The following is a 16,774-nucleotide window of genomic DNA, read 5'->3' on the forward strand; positions in this document are numbered from 1 at the left end:
TGCGCAAACTTATGGGGGGCTCGGCACCGGGCGCTCGACAGCACTCTCGGCACAGGCCAGCTTGAGTGCGCTCACCGGCTACGCCGCTGGCATCACCGCCGCCCAGACCCGGACCAATCTCGCAGTTACCAGCCTGACCCAGGTCGCAACCCTCGGCACCAGCACTAAAACTGGTCTGGAAAACGGCTTACAAAGCACAACACTAGATACAACCGCGAGCAAATCGCTTGCGCAGAACAATCTTGAGTCGGCGCTTGACGCTCTCAATCAGTCGGCTGGCGGCAGTTACCTATTTGGTGGCAGTGATACTTCGACACAACCAGTCCTCGACGCAGACACTATCTTAAACGGGACGACCGACAGCTCGGGCAATGCACTCGCGGGTCTGAAGACCTTGGTGTCGGAGCAGGTCGACGCCGATCTTGGAACAGCCGGCAATGGCCGTCTGACCCAAACATCGCCTGGCGGGACCACACCCAGCGGAACGATGCTGAGCGCGACCCAGGTCGGCGTCACTGAGGATGCGAGCGCTCGGGCAACACCTTCGTTCGGTTTTGCCCTCGCCGGCGCACCGACTACGACAGGATCTGGGCTCACGGCGACCTACGCAGCGGCTGGGTCAGGCAAGCCCGCCTCCTTCACAATCAACGTCGCTACACAGCCCACTGTCGGCGACAACGTGACGTTCACCTTGAACCTCCCCGACGGCACGTCGACGACACTCACACTCACGGCCGCGGCGACCGTAGATGCCACCTCGACCACGAGCTTCGCCATCGGCAGCAGTGCCAGCGCCACCGCAACGAACCTGTCAGCCACGCTCAACAATGCCCTCAAGGCGTCGGCGGGCAGTACACTGACTGCCAGTGCTACAGCTCGCGCTGCGACAAACTTCTTCTCTGCCTCCAGTGCCACCGTCGCAGCCGGGACGGCTCCCCTGCGCGTCACCACTGATGCGAACGGTGAACCGAGCTACACGCCAGGCAAGGCAACCGACACGGTAATTTGGTATCAGGGCGAGGATGGGAATACTGATCCGCGTAGCACCCAGTCCGTGCAGGTTAGCGCGACAAGCACCGTCCAGATGGGCGTGCGGGCAAACGAGTCTTCAATCGCCAACGTGCTCGCGGGCCTTGCTACCGTCGCGCTCGGCATGCCGAGTTCATCGGACGCGAATGCGAGTGCGATCTACAATGCCGTTAGCAGCCGTGCGCAAACCCTCCTGTCGTCCGCTGATACGAGCCCGAGCGTGCAGGATACGGTGACGGAACTCAGCCTTGCGTCGTCCCGCTTGTCGGACGCAGCCACTACGAACACCGCGACCCAGAACACGCTCCAGAACACTCTAGACGGCATTGAGCAGGCACCGACAGAGGAAGTCGCCACCAAGCTCCTCGATCTTCAAAACCGCCTTCAGGCGAGTTATCAAATCACGGCTTCTCTTTCTAAATTGTCCCTAGTCAACTATATCAGCTAGAAGCCACAAATTTGTATCATGTCAGTTCTGATTGTTCACGTCGAACTAAATCGATCCGATATCAAAGCTCATAAGTCCAGACTGAGCATAATCGTAAAAGAAATTGAAATGGGCAGAAGGCCCGGGCAGATCAGCTCCAACGGGTCGGTGTTTTTCCTACAAACGCCCGAGGGTGCGCCGGATTTCGCGAAAAGGCTCATTGAGAACTGCGGCATGAATAGCGAGAAGGATCGGCTCGCTGTGATCGATGTGAGCCAGGGCAAGGCTTACATCTGGGGCATCTTCGACGCTGAGCTTGAAGCTAAATTCCCTTTCCTCGTTGTGAAGTGCGACGCCTGACCCTTGCTGTGACGCGCGCCGGCCACGCGTGAATGGGGGAACACGGCGGCCAGCGCGCTCGCAAACGGGAGCCGTGCAGGGCTCAACCGCCGCGATAGATTGAGATATGGGGATCGCCGGAGGGAACGGCAGATCCCTGTTTGACATCAAGCCTCAGCGGTTGCCTTGGCCTTCCGCGGCCTACCAGCTCGCTTCGACTTCTCGGAGACCGTCTCCGCGGGCTCAACGGACTTCGCAGCCGCCTTCTTGCGCTGCTGGCCGAGACCAAGGCTCTTGGCCAAAGCCGATCGCCTGTCCGAGTAGCTGGCAGCCGTTGAGGGGTAGTCCCGCGGCAGGCCGAACCGCTCGCGGTACTGCTCGATCGTCATACCGTTGCCGGTCAGGTGTCGCTTTAGCGTCTTGTACGACTTGCCGTCGACGAAGCTGATGAGAGCATCGGGGGTGATCGATTTCCGGATCTGCGCAGGCGTGGGCTTGCCGACCGTCGGGGCTTCGGGGGAGCTACCCTGGCTGAGTCCGGCCAGCGCAGCGTGCACGCTGGCAAGCAGCTCTGGCATGTCGCTAGGACGGACCGAATTTTTCGACACGTAGGCCGAGACGATGTCAGCCGTCAGCTCGATAAAATTGACGGACTGAGTCCCGTTGATCTCTGAATTTTCGTCCACGATGCACCTAGTTTCTAGAAAGACAGCACAATCCGCTGTCGCGTAACGAAAAGCAATACGCTATCTTAAGAGAAACATTTTTGTGTAGGCAGCTTCGACATGATGCCGAGCCCTGACTTTGAGCGGTCTGCCACTCTGATCGCCGATAACGTCGTCTCGAAATTCGAACGCGATCGGGATGGAGCGCCCTTCCACCCAACCATGCGCGTCACCGTAGTGTCTGTCTTGGCACGCAGCCTTCTGCTCGTCATGCCGACCACGTCCAGCGATGCGCTCGCAGCAGCCTGCAATCGCGCCTTGGATGACGTTGTGGGGTCAATTGGTCTCGGTGGCTCACGCGTCGAGGCGGTCGATCCCGACGATGGTTCGGTCACGATGACATCGGCATGAGGGGCAGCCAGCTATGAGCGACGAGCAAGATCAGCCGCGGCTTCCCGAGCCTGACCACCGCCAGAAGCTCGCTATGCAGAGGGCCGCGGAGCGCTACCAGGCGCGGCCCGAGCCGCTGGCCTACGGCAGCCAGGCCGGAATGACGAACACGATGAACGGCAAGGGCAAGCACAGCGACGACGCTGGGCACGTCCTCCAGGTCGTGGACGCCTTCGGCACCGCCTCACCCGAGTTCGCGCAACACAACTCCGGGCGGGTGGCGGCCATCATGCGGCAGCGCGGGAAAGCCATCCCCGATGATATAGAACTGAATGCGGGCTTGGCCGCCGTCAGCGGGATCGCTCCGGAGAACGAGGCTGAAGCGATGCTCGCGGTCCAGATGGTCGGCACCCACGAGGTGGCGATGGAGATGTTGACCAAGGCCAAGCGCGCGGAGACGACCGATCATCTGGAGCGGTACGGCGCCCTCGCGACCAAGCTGCTGCGGACCTACACGGCACAGTTGGAAGCCCTATCGAAGCTACGCCGCGGCGGCGCGCAGAAGGTCACGGTCGAGCACGTCCACGTCTACGAAGGCGGTCAGGCGATCGTCGGGAACGTCACCCAGGGGGGAGGGGGTCGCCTCGAAAATGGACATCAAGCCCATGAACTCACTGGACCGGCAGCCCTCGCCCTTCAGGCTGACCCCACGATGCTGCGCCCGGACGCGGGCCGGGACGTCGTGCCTGTCGCCAGCGGTGCGGGGAAAGATGCGATGCCACAAGCACGGCGGCGCCAAGGGAAGCGGCGCGCCCAAGGGTAGCCGCAACGGCCGGTACCGCCATGGGATGCGGACGCAGGAGGCTCAGGCCGAGATACGCCGGGTCCGGGAGGTCGTCGCCGAGTGGCGTGAGGTGTCGAAGATCCTGCCGATTTATGGGAGCAATCCGAACAATCCGAACACCTGAAAAAGGAAGCGCTGGGCATGGATAGACGGCTGATCGCGCTCGTGGCTGTCGTCTTCAGTCTGGCCAGCTTCGCGGTCTGGCGAGGCTCAGGGCAGGTTGGCCCAGGCCAGGAGCACGACTACGGCAAGCTGACGGACTGGGTCCTGATCGGCTTCAACGGCCTGCTGGCGGTTTTCACGCTCCTGCTCTGGATCTCGACGGACAAGCTCTGGAAGGCGGGCGAGCGGCAGATTGGCGTGGCCATGAAGGCGGCCAGCGCCGCTGAACGATCTGCTGCGCTCGCTGAGGCCGCCCTACTCGGCGCCGAAGCACCCTTCATCTACGCGACCGCAGAGGGCTGGCGGAAGGGCGATCCGTTGGCGCCCGGCAATCGCCCCGGCTTCGGGGCGTTCACCCTGCACAACCACGGCCGGTCCCCCGCGATCGTTCGGGAGGTCTACGCCAGCCCTCTGCGAAGCCGATACCTGCCGCAGGGTATCCCGTTCCCGCCGATGCAGTCAGCGCTACACAAGGTGCAGATCATCCCGCCCGGCAGCTCGAATGAGCCCCATAGGTTTACGGATGCGGCTTTCACCCGAGATGCGGATGCCAAGACCGACAACGAGGGCGTGCACTGGATCGTGGGACAGGTCCGCTACACCGACCCGTTCGGCGTCCAGTACCTGACCGGCTTCTGCTTCGCCTACAACGCGTTCAGCCACCGGTTCTACCTCCAGGGCGGCAGCGACCTGAACTACCGCCGTCGCCTGAGCGAGGAGGAGACCCGCGAGGCTGAGAAGCGAGACGCGGAATTGCCACCCCATCTCTCTACCGCAGACGCTTGAGCGCTGACCTGTTATGGTTTGTTAAGGTTCGAGGTTGGATTTCGAGACCAGTACGCGCACGCGAGGCCGCTCGGGGGTCACAACGTCCGGGCTTAGACCGCCTGTTGCCATGGGGTCGAAGGCCTCCTGAAGGCCCAAACTAAAATTGGGTTCAGCCGCCTACCCGTTGACATTTGTTGACGTCGGTGGGGGTTTCGCAACCAGTACGCGCGTGCGCGCGAGAGTGGCGGTCAATAGTAGAGTCCGAAAAAACCAATTCGTGGCAAAGGTTTAGTTCATTCAATCCGATAGCATGCCGGTGTCCAAAATGGGCAAGCCACACAACCCGCGCACCCTAAAAGGGGAGGCTGGGGATCAGGCCCGATCTGAAAAACAATCAACGGAAATCAGCTGGGGCACGCGGGCCAAGGCCGAATAAAAAAACAGCGGATATTCAGCGGTGGGACGGTCCCTGAGCCATCGGAATGGGGGTTTAGCGCACAGTACGCGCAGGCGCGCGAGGCACATCGTCGAGTGGGGCACCGGGCCGGAACTCGGCACGCATGCCACGCGTGGAAAGGCGGGGGCGCTTGTTCCCAGAGCGGGAACAGTCTATATCAGGACATGCGCGTCATCAGCCGCAAGACCCTTGTCGACTTCTGGACCCTCCATCCCACGTCAGAGGGACCGTTGACGGCTTGGTATGCCCTTACGGCGGCTGCAGAATGGTCGAACACCGCAGATGTGAGACAGACGTTCGGGAGCGCCGATTTTGTCCCGGACAACCGGGTCGTTTTTAACGTTGGAGGCAACAACTACCGTGTGATCTGCCGCTTGGACTACACGTACAAGATCGTGTTCATCAAGTTCGTCGGAACGCACGCTGAGTATGACAGGGTCCACGCCGACAAGGTCGGGAACCCGAATGAGAAGCAAGAAAGAAAACGCTGAGTACCGCATTCCTAGTGCACTGACGCAGACGAGCCGCACACTAGCAGCTGCCTAAACAGTTGTTTCTTCGAGGAAATTTATCGTGCGCTATGCACCATTCGAGTGCGTCAGTGTACTAGTTAGCAGAGGTGCAGCCATGTCCGACCTCCACCCGATCAGAACCGAAGCGGATTACGATTGGGCCTTGGCTGAGGTTGAGCGTCTAATGGACCTTGAGCCGCATCCCGGCAGCCCCAGCGGGGACCGCCTGGAAATCCTCCTGCTGCTCATCTCGAACTACGAAGACCAGCGCTACCCGATCCCGCAGGCGGATCCCGTGACGGTTCTTCAGTTCGCGATCCAGGACATGGGGCATTCGCAGAACGAGCTCGCGGACATCCTCGGCTCGCGCTCTCGCGCCTCTGAGATCCTGAGCCGGAAGCGTTCTCTGACGCTGCCTCAGATCAGAGCCATCAGCGAAGCTTGGCGGCTTCCGATCGCTGCGCTGACGGCGACATACGAGCTGGTAGCAGAGCACGCCTAAGGCCGTCATACCGGACAACCCGGACACCTAAAAAGGCGCGCCGACCTTCTAAAGTAGAGCGATTTAGAGAGCGGCAGCCCCGATCCGGGGAGTTTTTGGAAGCCGCTACGCGAGAGATGCGGCTGGCCATTTTCGAGTTTTGTCAGGCAGTCTACGCAAGGAATTTCCGGAGTTTCTGGAGGCGGTCCGCGCGAGGGGGATTTTTCGGAAGCCGGTACGCGAGAGTGCCGGCTGAGCCGGTGCGTTGAGTTTTCGGAGGCAGTCCTACGGGCGTGAGGCCTCAACCTGCGCCTTCCTTACGGCCGAGACCGTCGAGGGCGAGACCTTAGCCTGCCGGGAGATCTCCCGATCCGAAAGACCTTCGGCCAGCAGAGCCTCAACGGCAGCACGGCGCTCGGCCACGGGGCGATGGGCGGGCTTACTCGCCTGAGGAGTACGCCGCTCGGCATGGGCCTTCGTCGCGGCCTGGCGGCGTGCGGTCGGCCGGGACGGAGGAGGGGTCGTCACGGCCTCGCCTTCGGCAGGGGGCAGAGGGGTAGCAGAAGGCGGCCCCCTTTCAGGCTCAGACACGGCTGAGGCAGGTTCTGCCGCCTCGCACTCGATCTCGGCCGCGCTCTCCTCGCGGCTCGCTTCCCATCGGTCGAGCATGGCCCAATGGCGTCGCTGCCCGGCTTTGCACCCAGGCGTGCCGCAGTTGCTGTTGCCGTCATCCCGGTAGCCAGCGCCGCATTCCTCGCACCGGAGAGGACAGCGGCAGCCCCACCAGAACGTGAAGCATTCGGTGCATCCGCCCATGTGGCGCATCGTGGCCTCCTACGGCTGCCAAGTGGGAGCGCCGATCTCGGCGAGGAAAGCGGTGGAGGGCTCCAAGAACACGCCGAAGCACATCACATCAGGATCGGGGTGGGGCTTCTCGTACTCGCGGATCCGCACGGGGCATGCCGGGGAAGATCGCGGTCTTCTCCTTCAGCCGCCATTCCGCGGCGATGGCGGCGGTACAGATCTCTCCGTTCAGCCCGGCCGCGATCAGGTTCTCCCGGCGCACACCGCCGACGTCGCCGCGCTCGTCCTGCCGGCGCAGGCCCTTCGCCAGCATGGATCGGTTGGCTTCGATGTCGTTCTGCAGGAAGTCGTCGCGAGCCTTGCCCAGGGGCAAGGGTGCCTCGATCTCGTTGAGGGTCAGGCCGCGCTTCGGGATGCGTAGGCCGGACTGCCAGAACCCCTCGTCGATCACGACAAGCTCGATGTCGCCGAACGCAGACTGCGCCCGGTAGAGCATCTGATGGGCCACGATCCAGACGTCCGGCCGGCCCTCCTTCTGGGCCTGGTACGAGCAGGAGCCATAGAACTGACACTGGTGGAGAACGGCCACGCCCTCTTTGAGCTTGCAGCAACTGCTCTCGATGGGCTCGCCGAGGTTGCTGGCGATCTCAATGGCCTCGATGTCGTCGCACATCGTCTGCCCGGGACGGGACGGGTCGGGAGCCTGGCGGCCGCGGAACACCCGGGCCTCCAGGCCGTGCACGGCGAACAGGCTCTCGATCTCGACGCCGAGCCTGTGGGTCGGAACCGCGTACAGGATCGTTTTCGGGGTCCGGACCGTCCCACGACGGCCAAGCACGTACTGCGCGATGGCCTTGGCGGTCGCCCAGGTCTTGCCCACGCCGGTCGTGACCGCGAGGGCGTGCACCGGCGGCTCGGCGTCTTCCTCCTCGGACAGACGGTAGGCATCGGCCGCCTCCAGGAAGCGCACCACGGCCGCCTCGACTTGAGACCGCGCCTCCAGCACCGACCCCGACAGGTCCTCATAGGCCGGACTCTCGGCGGCCTGCCGAAGCTCCTCGGCCTTCTCGTCGACCTTCTCCCAGGCGCGATCGATCTCACGGCGCAGGCGGTCGTAGGGTTCGAGGTACTTGCCGGCGCACCCGCCCGGGTGCCGGATCATCAGCGCCTCGACGTCGCCAGGGGTCAGCCCTTCGGCGTGCGCGGCTTTGATCGCGTCGAAGAACCGGCTGGAGCGGTCGGGCGCGTCGGTTTCAGCGACGATCGCTTCGACCGTCTCGCTGGTCCGGCCGCTCGAGCCTACTGCGCGACAAGACCCGCCCACCCGGCACCCCGCCGCATTCCACCCGCACAGTGGCGAAGGTGCTGGCGCTGACGTGTTCGGAACCGCCGGACGAGGTCACGCACTGGACCGGCCGCGCCGTCGCTGCGCGAACCGGCATCTCGCTCCGCTCCGTGCAGCGGATCTGGCAGGAGCACCGCCTGCAACCGCATCGGGTGCGGACCTTCAAGCGCTCCCACGATCCGGCATTCGCCGAAAAAGTCGAGGATGTCGTCGGTCTCTAAAGGCCGGTTCAGGACGCAGCGACAAGGCGAGGTGAGGCGAGGGCTCTGCGGTAGGTAGGTCAGCACCGCCAAGATCGTTTACCGCAATCCTGATAGCCGTTGCAGGTGCATAGCATACGAGCTTGCGGATCGGCCGAGGATAGGTTTAATCGGCGTCGAAGCTTTCCTGGCTGGTCCTGGGAATGTTTACGAACGACTATAGCCTCGTCAGCCTCCGCGCTGCGAGGCTTTTTTGTGACTAGAAATATTTAGATACATATTTCTGGACTCAAGTAGGGCCCGCCCTGAGGGCAATGTGCTGGATCGCACATGGTTGATCATCAAACGGACAGCCACACACCGAGCTGTTGCGAATTTACACTATCGTTAAGTTTCATTTTGCATTCTGCCACCCGTGCACATCCCGTCCAACGGGAAACAGAGGACCAGATGATCAAGAAGCTTCTTCTCGCGAGCGCCGCTACGGCTCTCCTGACCGGCGCCGCCTCGGCCGCCGACCTGCCGCGCCGCGCCGCTCCGCCGCCCGTGTTCACCCCCGTGCCGGTGTTCACCTGGACCGGCGCCTACTTCGGTATCAACGCCGGCTACGCCTTCGACGCCTCCAGCCGCTCGAACAACTCTACCTTCACCGTGCCCGGTGCTTTCACCGCCAGCGGCGTTCCGGCTACGGCGACCTTCGGTAACCGCAGCCAGGACGGCTTCTCCGGCGGTGGCCAGGTCGGCTACAACTACCAGTTCACCCCGGGCTCAGGCGTGGTCATCGGCATCGAGGCCGACGCCCAGTACCTCGACTTCGGCCGTAGCCGGAACAGCGCCATCACCAGCGCTGCCGTCGCCCCGGGCTACTACGTCACCGACCCGCGCGGCCTGTCGAGCCTCGACTACTTCGGCACCGTGCGCGGCCGCCTTGGCTACGCCTTCGACCGCACCCTCGTGTACGGCACCGGCGGCTTCGCCTACGGCTCGGGCAGCTCGGATCGCAGCTTCGGTGGTTATGCGACCAACGACAGCTTCCGCACTGGCTACGCGGTCGGCGGCGGCATCGAGTACGCGCTGCCCACCGACTCGTTCCTGAACTTCTTCCGCTCCTCGGCGGTGACGCTCAAGGTCGAAGGCCTGTACGTCAACCTCGACCGCAACACCCGCAATCAGGGTGCGTTCGTGATCAACAGCGCAACGAACTACCCGGCGGCCTACAGCAACGTCGGGCGCCGCGACGACGAGTTCGCCGTCGTCCGCGCTGGCCTGAACTACAAGTTCGGCTCGTATTAAGTCACGCTGCAACCCAGTTTGACCTAAGCATCCCCAGCCCGATCAGACTGGCCGCTTGGTCGAGGAACGCCCTGGGATGCACTCCCAGGGCGTGTTCATTATCGGTTTCGCCGTACCTACCTTCGCCATGCCGATCCGGCCCGAGCACCGCTTCTTCTACCCCATCGACTGGCTACAGCTCTCGGCTGTGATCCGGTTCGGCCGAGCGCGGGGCCGCTGCGAAGGCTGCGGGCGACCGCACAGGCGGATGGTCTACCACCTGGCGATGGGCGCTGGTGGGACGCGGACGCCGGCCGGTGGCGTGATGGATTGGGCCGCCGGATCCGGATCGCAGTAGAGGCTGACACCCTCAGGCGGGTTCGCCAGACCCGGGTCGTCCTCGCGGCTGCCCATCGGGACCACGACACCTCGAACAATACCGACGCCAACCTCGCGGCGTTCTGCCCGCGGTGTCACCTGATCCACGATCGGCCGGAGCATCAGCGAAGGCGCTGGCGCACGCTGTTCCGGCGGAAGGCCTTAGGTAACCTGTTCGGCGGCCCCTACGGCTGACTGCAGCCGTGTATCTCGGGCGTAAACGAGCACGTCACTAGCCGTTCATGTGCTCGCGAGCTTTTTGCGTGACCGAATTATGGAGGCCCTATGCGTGCATTCCTGTCGGGCGCGGCCTTGCTCGTCTTATCGACGGTAGGGGCGACCGCCCAACCATACGACGATCGGCGTCCGCCCCCACCGGGTGAGGACTTCGATCGGCCGCCGCCACCGCCACATCGCTTCCGGCCGCCACCGCCTGACTTCGATGATGACAGGCCGCCGCCTCCGCCACATCACCGGGGACCCCCTCCACATGATTTCGACGACGATGACGATGGGCCACCGCCGCCACCGCCGCATCGATATTGAAGGGTGGCAGCAGGACTTCATAGCCCCCTACGTCGCACCCTGCTTTCGGCTGCCAATAAGCAGCCGCACTGGGTGGGTCCGGTGGTTTTGACGGCTCTACGCCGCAGAGTGGGCACTTTGTCAGCCCACCTCAGATCAACGGCAGACCGGCGAGGCCTTGATACAGGGCCTCGTGGCCGACGTAGTACAGCGCCAGGAAAGTCGCGAGCGCGCCACCGTAGTAGGCCGGCGCCCAAGCCGCATCGCGCACCCGCACCGTCGCCCGGGCATCATCTGCCGCGATCCCGAGCAGCACCACGATGATGCCGGAGTGCCCGATCGCGTCCACCTTACCGAACTCGAAGATCGCCGAGACAAAGATCCCCGTCAGGATCAGGGCCGCCACACGCCGTACCAGAGGCGTCCAGACCAGGGCGAAGGCCAGGGTGAACTCGATCACACCGGCAGCCTGCATGAATAGCTCAGGCGTCGCGCCCATGGTCATCTGCGGCTTGGCGGCGAGCAGCGGATCCGTCCACTGCGGGTAGGCCCACTTCTCGACCGACGCCCACATCAGCGTGATGGCGGCCGTCCAGCGGACGATGTCGAGGGGGCGGATGTCGAACGGCTTCAGGCCAAGACCCTGGCAGATCAGGTAGACCGCCACGCCCAGGAACACCGGATAGTCGGCGAGGTGGAACAGGCCGTACTGTGCGGTGGCGAAAGAGAACAGGAAGACGATGCCCAGGCCGGTCAGCGGCATGGTACGGCGTGAGATCAGACAGGCCGCCATGGCGAGCTGCAGCCACGGGATCCAGGCTACGTCGGTCTTCAGCTCCGGCGTCAGGATGATGCCGCCAAGGTCGTACAGCGAGACGAGGAAGAAGCCGAGCGTGCAGCGAACCAGCAGCTCGGTATCGGTTCGGATGCGGGAAGTGACGCGGTCCAGGGCGTTCATCAGGGCTGCGCCCAGCGGTGTACCCTCAGCCAAGCAACCCAGCATCAGGCAGACGATGGCGAACGCTGTTAGCCATTCGAAATTCAGGCACAACACCTGTTCGAGGCCGCGCGGTTGGCCGGCCACGTCGTAGGCGCAGAACCACTTTACGTGGGCGTTGGCTGAGCCTGTCCCGGTGACGAGAAGTATGAGTGGCGCGACGATGCTCGCAAGCGTGCGCATACCCAGGCGCAGAGGATGCCTGGGTGCCGAAACCCGAACCATGATGACCTCGGAGGACGTAGCAGGCCGCCAGCCCGCCTACGTATTTCCTCACAAATTAAGGTTTTACGCCAACATTATATTAACCTATATTATGAAATGGTTAATTGCTTAAATCGAAGGCAAATAAGGGAGGTCATGCCTCGAAAGCTGGATTGCTGAGCCTTGTTTGGCGGCTAAGGATTAGTCCTCGTCTCTCTTCGATCCATCCACGGCTGCCCGCATGAAACCAAGAAGCCAATTGCGGAAGCCTGGATCGCGGATCTCCCGGAACATGCGCAGGAACTCCTCCTCCTGTCGCGCCGCGTCCGCTGCGCCCAGGGTTCCAAGTGACTGTTTCTGGAATGCTGATGCAGGGATGCGTTCGACATAACAGCCGGGCGCAGACCGTCACCGCATAGCTCAGCCCGCGCCACCACCCGCGCGAATTCTCGCTTGGCCTGATCGACCGAGGTCGCCCGCTGCCTCTCGGCAGCCTTTCTTCGGCACCGTTTTCCCCGATTCTGACAGGATGAGAACTTCAGTAGGCGTGCGGTTCGCGGATTTGCACCCTCCCCCCTGAGCCGCAGCGGCGGAAGCGGACGATCCACGCTTGGATAGCGGGTCTCGGACCCGGGCCAGCCGCAGCCAGGCCGTCCATTCAGGCGAGACGATGCGGACGATGTTGGTGTCGTTGCGAAAGCCTGTGATCTGGCGCTCCTCGACGGTCAGCAGGCCGAGCTTCCGGGCCTCGCGGATGGCGTTGCGCACGGTGGTCTCGGCCACGCCCGTGACGGCGGCGAGGTTCGGCACGGACAGCCGGCAATCCTTCCGGCGCACGGTCTCGGCCGCCACGAGGCTGAGCACCGCCTGCTCGGCCAGCGTGAAACGAGCCGCAATACCCGGCGGCAGGCGGCCAGAGGCGGCCCAGCGGCGGCGGCGCTCCATCGAGGCATCCGTGCGCGGGCGTGAGCCGACGGCCCTCTTGAGGCTCGCCACACGATCCTGTCGAGTATCGCCGGGTGCGACAGTTCCTGTTGAGTTCGCGCCCTGTCGAGGGATGTGTCCGCCTCCAGACCTTTTCCGCGCCTCGATGAGAACGGACAGCGCCTCGGCCTCGGCCTCTGTGACCTTCCCCTCCCCGTAGGCACGCCACAGCGCAGCCGTGACAGCCGGCAGCGCGGCGAGCGGAGCCGCCTCCACCTGTCGGCGGATTTCGTCAGCAAACATCGATCCCGGTCCCTCACGGGCCGCGGCTAGGGTCCAGGCAAAGCCTTCCCGTTGACGGAAACAGGTTCCGTCTTGACTCCCGAGGGAGGTCATGGCTTGTGGGGGGTAGTCATACGGGCCCCACAAGGCCTCTGGGTTTTCAGCAGCCTCTTCCTTGCCGGGAAGGGGCTGTTGGCTTTTCAGGGTCTATCTCGCGGCGGTTGCTCTCCTGATGCCGGCTCACGACTCGCCAGGGCGGGTCCGGCCGGAACGGTCCATGTCGGCCGGCGCGCATGGCGAAGTCAACGTTGAGAGACCTCCTGTGATGAGGCTCACGCAAGTCCAGGCGCCTTAAGTTCGCCGGAAAGCCATCTCAGTTCGGACATGCCGGACTAGGCTGTGCCGCGGCCGTTCCCCGAGCCAGAAGCGTCGGTCGGCACACGTGAGGCAGCATGACCGGGCGCCCCAGGCTTCGTCTCATCTTTCCCGCTACGATAGCGTTGATGCCGCTCCTCGCGGGCAGCGCATATGCGCAGCAGCAGGGCGAGTTCATGCACGATGCGCTCTCGGGCATTGGCCTCCTGGAGAAGCGCCAGGATCCGATCGACTACCACGAGCGCCCGCCGCTGGTGATGCCGCCCAAGCTCGACGGCAAGGCCCTGCCCCAGCCCCGGGCCCGCTCCACCAGCGCCGCTTGGCCGAAGGATCCCGAGATCGTCGAGCGCGAGCGCGCCGCCGTGGAGCGGCGCAACCCCAAGGGCGTCCAAGCCCAGGGCCGCTACGACGACAACAATGCCACCCTCTCGGTGGACGAGATGCGCAACGGCCGCCGGGCCGGCGCGAGCCTGACCACCGAGGCCGAGCGCAAGCCCGGCGACAACAATCGCGACGACAGCCTGCTCAGCCCCTTCGACCTGCTCAAGGGCAAGAGCGCCAACGCGGAGCCCTCGGACGTCGAGCCGAACCGGGACGTGCTGACCGATCCGCCCACCGGATACCGGCAATCGCCCAAGAAGCTGGCGCGCCCGCCCTCCAGCGACCCGATCAACAACGCCAGCCGCGAGCGCGAGGAGGCCGACCCCCAGGCCTATCTCCGTCAGCGGGCGCAGCAGTAGCGGGGCCGGCCGGGCGGCAGGGTTGAGTCAACTTTGAGCGACCGGGGCTCCTGGGTTATCAGCCCAGCATGTCCAAGCGTGCACGACAGTTCCCGCAGGAGCGGGGTTTCATCTTGTTCGACGTCGTGTTCGAGGATGCCAGCCGCGCCTCGAACCGGCGCGTGCCGATGGAGATCCTCGGCGGTCTCGACGGCGATCAGCCCGCCCGCGATCTCATTGAGCAGCAGGAGGCCGAGATCGCCCAGAAGGCTGGCCGGCCGCCACGCTCGATCCAGAGCCTGATGCGGGCTGCCAAGCCAGAGCCGAAGCCCGTTCGGGAGTAGGCCTTCTGCACTCGGTGACGGCCCCTAGCACCTCAACCTGCAGCAAGGCAGCGATCGTCTCGTAGCAGCTCAGCGGATCAACCCCGCCACCCGCAGTTCACGCTCCAAGCCCTGACGGAGGCTGCTCAATGGATCATCGTTCGAGGCCTGCGGCGGACGGATCTCCTGCATGGGCGCGGTCGGGGTGGTGAGGAAGGCGGCGATCGCCTCGTCGCTCCAAGTCGGATCTGGGACGGAGGCGAGACGCAGCAGGCGGCGCAGGAACGCAATCATCTAGGGCTCCCGCACGACCCGGATTGCCGGCTCCAGCACGTAGGGCGAGCCGGGCAGATGCGCGCCGTCGCCGTCGCGGCGGACGCTAATCTCGTAGCCCTGGCGTGGTGATAGCAGTCCCGCGGGAAGGTCCAGCGTGAAGCCGTGCCAGCCGTTTCCGATGCCCTCCACCGTCAGATCCTCACGGAACTGAATGGCTCGGCAGCGGCCCAGCATGCGTCCCGTGATGCCGATCAGCACCCATAGAGAAACGTCAGGCATGTCCGGGTCCCATGCCCAGCCATAGATCCGTCGGTGGCTCAAGTGATCGATGCTGCCGCGTAGGGTCATCGGCCCCTCATGCCGCGAGCAGGACGACCCACACGCCCGCCGGGTCCGCGTGCATCGCGCGGGCCTACGCTAGCCAGTCACTCGGATGCCATCGCATCCATCCATCAGACATCGTAACGTCACTGATCGCCTTCAACGGACCCGTCGCCAGCGATCACACGCGGGCAAGTGGCTGCCGTCAGTGTAGTGCCAGAAGGTTCGACGAGTCGAGGATATGAGCAGTAATTGATAACTCACATAACGGCTCGGTCTACTGTTTACCCGCCGCATGTGCTTTATCTGCGACATTTCGATAACGGCTACTGACATTAATGCAATCACAGCGTGCGGTATGTGCAATCGTCCGTTGGACTAGACTGACCTGACGTACCTAATGATCGCTCGCACCTCCCTGACGTGCTCGGGCTCCGGCATGCCCGGCAACAGGACGCCGATCGCTTCGTGCAGCGCCAGCCATCGCCGCATCAGGCGCAATAGCTGGTCGTCGCCGAAGCCGTAGCCCAGCGAGACGATGACGTGCAGCCGCAGGTCTAGGAGGCGCACCCGCGCTATCAGAAGCAGGAAGCGGACGGTCTCGGGCCAAGACATACGCCGCTCGGCCGTCGGGCGGGAGGGGAGCGCCGTTGGCATCAGGCGCGCTCCAGCAGGTCGAGGAGTAGCGTGCCGGCCGGCCCAACGTCATTTAGGTTTCCAAGCTTGCAACCCAATCGCTCAATGGCTGCGCTTCCTTGAGGCGGCGCCTTCATTTGGATGCGGTAGCGTTGAGATCTGCCCAGCGCACATGCGGGCGAAAGGCTCGGCAAATGATCGGTCGCATTCTGTCTTCGTTATGCCTCTACATCGTCGGATCACCCGGTACCGGCTGGGCCGTCCGGACGATCACTGTTTCAGTTACGCGTCGATAAGCAGTTCAGCCTGCTCGGATGCTCTCCTGTTAAAGGACGTCTGCCGTGGGTGTCGAGGTACCCGATATTGGCCATCTTGAGCTTGAGCTGTCTCGTTGCAGGCGTTGTACTCGCGGGAGCTGCATCAAAGCGGCCTACGCAGCAGACGCTGCTGGAAAGCACCGGCGGTAGCCTCATCGCACTCGGCCTCGCCATGATCGGCGCGGGACTGCCGCTATTCCGATGAGCCACTTCAGATAGCTGGTAGGCCGAAGTCGCCGCCATCGTCTCCGATCCGGCGCCAAGCGCTTATGGGAGCGGACACCCCGCGCAGAAACCCACATTGTTGCCGCACTGTTGCTCGAGCTTGGCCATACGCGCCACAGTGTTCGGACGTGCCGCGTGATGGAGCCGCCCCACCCAGGAGAACCGATGCTGGTCAACCACGAGCACCGCCTACTCACCAAAGCTGCGCAGTCGATTGACGGGTGTGTTTCGGTGAAACGTCAGCTGGACCGAGCTTGGCCAGGCGATCACAGCCGCTTGTGCGGTCTCGAAAGCCGAGGCGACCTCATGTGGCTTGGCGAGCAGGCTGGCCCTCATCTCGGTGGCACCTTCTCCACGTGGCAGATCACGCCCGCGGGTCTGCAGCAGATCGAAGCGATCGAAAGCCGGCGGGCCTGATGGCTTCGATCAAGATCCGCGCTGCTGAAGACGGCACCTTTGCAGTCTTCCGCAACGGTGCCGCCGTCGTTTCCAATCTGACCCGTGCTCAAGCCGAGCGCTTCGTGACGGTACTCGGCTGGATCGCGCAGGCTGCCTGATGGGTGCTGCACCGTAGCTG

General features: G+C 63.8%; 19 protein-coding genes and 2 pseudogenes. 14 read left to right on the forward strand and 7 right to left on the reverse strand.

Features of this window, described 5'->3' with window-relative positions; all coding sequences use genetic code 11:
- Both OXS27_RS25585 and OXS27_RS25590 read left to right on the forward strand, forming a co-directional pair.
- The coding region (locus OXS27_RS25585; RefSeq protein WP_267359760.1) for a flagellin at positions 1-1,477 on the forward strand (1,477 nt) is incomplete at its 5' end.
- 18 nt (positions 1,478-1,495) lie between these two features.
- Complete coding sequence (locus tag OXS27_RS25590) at positions 1,496-1,816, forward strand: hypothetical protein (RefSeq protein ID WP_267359762.1); 321 nt, start codon at positions 1,496-1,498, stop codon at positions 1,814-1,816.
- Between the two features lie 146 nt (positions 1,817-1,962).
- Here the strand turns inward: OXS27_RS25590 and OXS27_RS25595 are convergent, their stop codons facing one another.
- Entirely contained in the window at positions 1,963-2,481 is a 519-nt protein-coding gene (locus OXS27_RS25595; protein ID WP_267359764.1) for a MucR family transcriptional regulator, read from the reverse strand.
- 99 nt (positions 2,482-2,580) lie between these two features.
- Here OXS27_RS25595 and OXS27_RS25600 point away from each other — a divergent pair, with 99 nt between their 5' ends.
- From OXS27_RS25600 to OXS27_RS25620, 5 genes are all read left to right on the forward strand, one after another.
- The gene (locus OXS27_RS25600) at positions 2,581-2,871 is read left to right on the forward strand and encodes a hypothetical protein (RefSeq protein WP_267359766.1); all 291 of its coding nucleotides are present in this window, start codon (positions 2,581-2,583) and stop codon (positions 2,869-2,871) included.
- 13 nt (positions 2,872-2,884) lie between these two features.
- A complete protein-coding gene (locus OXS27_RS25605; RefSeq protein ID WP_267359767.1) occupies positions 2,885-3,673 on the forward strand; it encodes a hypothetical protein in 789 nt (262 codons plus the stop codon).
- 162 nt (positions 3,674-3,835) lie between these two features.
- Positions 3,836-4,642 carry a hypothetical protein gene (locus tag OXS27_RS25610; RefSeq protein WP_267359768.1) on the forward strand — a complete coding sequence of 269 codons (807 nt, stop codon included), beginning with the start codon at positions 3,836-3,838 and terminating at the stop codon, positions 4,640-4,642.
- Positions 4,643-5,245: 603 nt separating this feature from the next.
- Positions 5,246-5,572, forward strand: a complete 327-nt coding sequence (locus OXS27_RS25615; protein WP_267359770.1) for a type II toxin-antitoxin system HigB family toxin — start codon at positions 5,246-5,248, stop codon at positions 5,570-5,572.
- Between the two features lie 136 nt (positions 5,573-5,708).
- Positions 5,709-6,095 (forward strand): transcriptional regulator, encoded by a 387-nt coding sequence (locus OXS27_RS25620; protein ID WP_267359772.1) that lies wholly within the window; start codon positions 5,709-5,711, stop codon positions 6,093-6,095.
- Positions 6,096-6,987: 892 nt separating this feature from the next.
- Here OXS27_RS25620 and OXS27_RS25625 read toward each other — a convergent pair.
- On the reverse strand, positions 6,988-8,202 hold the full coding sequence (locus tag OXS27_RS25625) for a hypothetical protein (RefSeq protein WP_267359774.1): 1,215 nt from the start codon (positions 8,200-8,202) through the stop codon (positions 6,988-6,990).
- Here OXS27_RS25625 and OXS27_RS25630 point away from each other — a divergent pair.
- From OXS27_RS25630 to OXS27_RS25640, 3 genes and pseudogenes are all read left to right on the forward strand, one after another.
- A pseudogene (locus OXS27_RS25630) lies at positions 8,178-8,441 on the forward strand (IS630 family transposase); the annotation flags it as partial. The gene OXS27_RS25625 and the pseudogene OXS27_RS25630 overlap by 25 nt on opposite strands.
- A gap of 432 nt (positions 8,442-8,873) precedes the next feature.
- Positions 8,874-9,716 carry a porin family protein gene (locus tag OXS27_RS25635; protein ID WP_267359776.1) on the forward strand — a complete coding sequence of 281 codons (843 nt, stop codon included), beginning with the start codon at positions 8,874-8,876 and terminating at the stop codon, positions 9,714-9,716.
- Between the two features lie 127 nt (positions 9,717-9,843).
- Positions 9,844-10,268: pseudogene (locus OXS27_RS25640) on the forward strand (hypothetical protein).
- A gap of 481 nt (positions 10,269-10,749) precedes the next feature.
- On the opposite strand, the gene OXS27_RS25645 reads toward OXS27_RS25640, so the two are convergent.
- Together OXS27_RS25645 and OXS27_RS25650 are read right to left on the reverse strand one after the other, a co-directional pair.
- The gene (locus OXS27_RS25645; protein ID WP_267359778.1) at positions 10,750-11,778 is read right to left on the reverse strand and encodes a hypothetical protein; all 1,029 of its coding nucleotides are present in this window, start codon (positions 11,776-11,778) and stop codon (positions 10,750-10,752) included.
- A 441-nt stretch (positions 11,779-12,219) separates the two neighbouring features.
- Positions 12,220-12,744 carry a hypothetical protein gene (locus OXS27_RS25650; protein WP_346733088.1) on the reverse strand — a complete coding sequence of 175 codons (525 nt, stop codon included), beginning with the start codon at positions 12,742-12,744 and terminating at the stop codon, positions 12,220-12,222.
- 764 nt (positions 12,745-13,508) lie between these two features.
- Here OXS27_RS25650 and OXS27_RS25655 point away from each other — a divergent pair.
- Together OXS27_RS25655 and OXS27_RS25660 are read left to right on the forward strand one after the other, a co-directional pair.
- Positions 13,509-14,120, forward strand: a complete 612-nt coding sequence (locus OXS27_RS25655; RefSeq protein WP_267359782.1) for a hypothetical protein — start codon at positions 13,509-13,511, stop codon at positions 14,118-14,120.
- A gap of 68 nt (positions 14,121-14,188) precedes the next feature.
- On the forward strand, positions 14,189-14,443 hold the full coding sequence (locus tag OXS27_RS25660) for a hypothetical protein (protein ID WP_267359784.1): 255 nt from the start codon (positions 14,189-14,191) through the stop codon (positions 14,441-14,443).
- A gap of 69 nt (positions 14,444-14,512) precedes the next feature.
- Here OXS27_RS25660 and OXS27_RS25665 read toward each other — a convergent pair whose 3' ends face one another.
- From OXS27_RS25665 to OXS27_RS25675, 3 genes are all read right to left on the reverse strand, one after another.
- Positions 14,513-14,716 carry a hypothetical protein gene (locus tag OXS27_RS25665; RefSeq protein WP_267359786.1) on the reverse strand — a complete coding sequence of 68 codons (204 nt, stop codon included), beginning with the start codon at positions 14,714-14,716 and terminating at the stop codon, positions 14,513-14,515.
- Entirely contained in the window at positions 14,717-14,977 is a 261-nt protein-coding gene (locus tag OXS27_RS25670; RefSeq protein WP_267359788.1) for a hypothetical protein, read from the reverse strand.
- Positions 14,978-15,397: 420 nt separating this feature from the next.
- Entirely contained in the window at positions 15,398-15,634 is a 237-nt protein-coding gene (locus OXS27_RS25675; protein WP_267359790.1) for a hypothetical protein, read from the reverse strand.
- 728 nt (positions 15,635-16,362) lie between these two features.
- Here OXS27_RS25675 and OXS27_RS25680 point away from each other — a divergent pair.
- Entirely contained in the window at positions 16,363-16,614 is a 252-nt protein-coding gene (locus OXS27_RS25680) for a hypothetical protein (protein WP_267359792.1), read from the forward strand.
- Positions 16,614-16,754: a hypothetical protein gene (locus OXS27_RS25685; RefSeq protein WP_267359794.1), complete on the forward strand. Its 141-nt coding sequence runs from the start codon at positions 16,614-16,616 to the stop codon at positions 16,752-16,754. The genes OXS27_RS25680 and OXS27_RS25685 overlap by 1 nt, the downstream gene beginning before the upstream one ends.
- Positions 16,755-16,774: the final 20 nt, after the last annotated feature.

The organism is Methylobacterium sp. GC_Met_3 (assembly GCF_026540775.1).
Taxonomy (GTDB): Bacteria; Pseudomonadota; Alphaproteobacteria; order Rhizobiales; family Beijerinckiaceae; genus Methylobacterium.